Here is a 1,131-nt window from a genome sequence, read left to right on the forward strand (position 1 = left end):
GCATAACGTTTGGAAACGTCGTATCTAGTTTTGAGAGAACATAAAAAAATGATGAAAATCATTTAAAAAATCTCTTGCTTTTAAGAATTACATAGAGTATAATTTTATCTTGTCGAGATAAAAAATAACTCGCTAATCTGGTCTAGTGATGATGGCAAAGAGGTCACACCCGTTCCCATACCGAACACGGAAGTTAAGCTCTTTAGCGCCGATGGTAGTTGGGGGTTTCCCCCTGTTAGAGTAGGACGTCGCTAGGCTAGATATAAAATGGAGGATTAGCTCAGCTGGGAGAGCACCTGCCTTACAAGCAGGGGGTCGGCGGTTCGAACCCGTCATCCTCCACCATTTTTCTTACTTGCCGGTTTAGCTCAATTGGTAGAGCAACTGACTTGTAATCAGTAGGTTGGGGGTTCAAGTCCTCTAGCCGGCACCATTTTGCACGAGCCATTAGCTCAGTTGGTAGAGCATCTGACTTTTAATCAGAGGGTCGAAGGTTCGAATCCTTCATGGCTCACCATTTATACACGCGGGTGTGGCGGAATTGGCAGACGCGCTAGACTTAGGATCTAGTGTCTTTGACGTGGGGGTTCGAGTCCCTTCACCCGCACCAATTTCCATTTGATAATTAAATAAGTTTGCGGAAGTAGTTCAGTGGTAGAATACAACCTTGCCAAGGTTGGGGTCGCGGGTTCGAATCCCGTCTTCCGCTCCAAAGTTATTGTTATTGTATGTGCCGGGGTGGCGGAACTGGCAGACGCACAGGACTTAAAATCCTGCGGTAGGTGACTACCGTACCGGTTCGATTCCGGTCCTCGGCACCACATACATGCGCCCTTAGCTCAGCTGGATAGAGTGTTTGACTACGAATCAAAAGGTCGGGAGTTCGAATCTCTCAGGGCGCGCCATGTTTTTTACGGGAAGTGGCTCAGCTTGGTAGAGCACCTGGTTTGGGACCAGGGGGTCGCAGGTTCAAATCCTGTCTTCCCGACCATTATAACAAATATGTTATTTGGGGCTTTAGCTCAGCTGGGAGAGCGCCTGCCTTGCACGCAGGAGGTCAGCGGTTCGATCCCGCTAAGCTCCACCATTTTTCAGAAAATGTTTCTGACATTTTCTTTTTTATTGCAAAAA

9 tRNA genes and 1 rRNA gene are annotated in these 1,131 nt (G+C 47.5%); all 10 read left to right on the forward strand.

What is annotated here, in order from left to right:
• Positions 1 to 141: 141 nt before the first annotated feature.
• A 5S ribosomal RNA gene (gene rrf, locus IHV09_RS22200) occupies positions 142 to 257 on the forward strand.
• A 12-nt stretch (positions 258 to 269) separates the two neighbouring features.
• Positions 270 to 345: transfer RNA gene (locus tag IHV09_RS22205), tRNA-Val, on the forward strand.
• 12 nt (positions 346 to 357) lie between these two features.
• Positions 358 to 433 (forward strand) — tRNA-Thr (locus IHV09_RS22210).
• 8 nt (positions 434 to 441) lie between these two features.
• Positions 442 to 517 (forward strand) — tRNA-Lys (locus tag IHV09_RS22215).
• A 9-nt stretch (positions 518 to 526) separates the two neighbouring features.
• Positions 527 to 610, forward strand: a tRNA-Leu gene (locus IHV09_RS22220).
• A 27-nt stretch (positions 611 to 637) separates the two neighbouring features.
• Positions 638 to 712: transfer RNA gene (locus IHV09_RS22225), tRNA-Gly, on the forward strand.
• 20 nt (positions 713 to 732) lie between these two features.
• A tRNA-Leu gene (locus IHV09_RS22230) sits at positions 733 to 821 on the forward strand.
• Between the two features lie 7 nt (positions 822 to 828).
• A tRNA-Arg gene (locus IHV09_RS22235) sits at positions 829 to 905 on the forward strand.
• 9 nt (positions 906 to 914) lie between these two features.
• Positions 915 to 991, forward strand: a tRNA-Pro gene (locus IHV09_RS22240).
• Between the two features lie 20 nt (positions 992 to 1,011).
• Positions 1,012 to 1,087 (forward strand) — tRNA-Ala (locus tag IHV09_RS22245).
• Positions 1,088 to 1,131: the final 44 nt, after the last annotated feature.

The sequence above is a fragment of the Fictibacillus sp. 23RED33 genome, assembly GCF_015903925.1.
Classification (GTDB): Bacteria; Bacillota; Bacilli; order Bacillales; family Fictibacillaceae; genus Fictibacillus; species Fictibacillus phosphorivorans.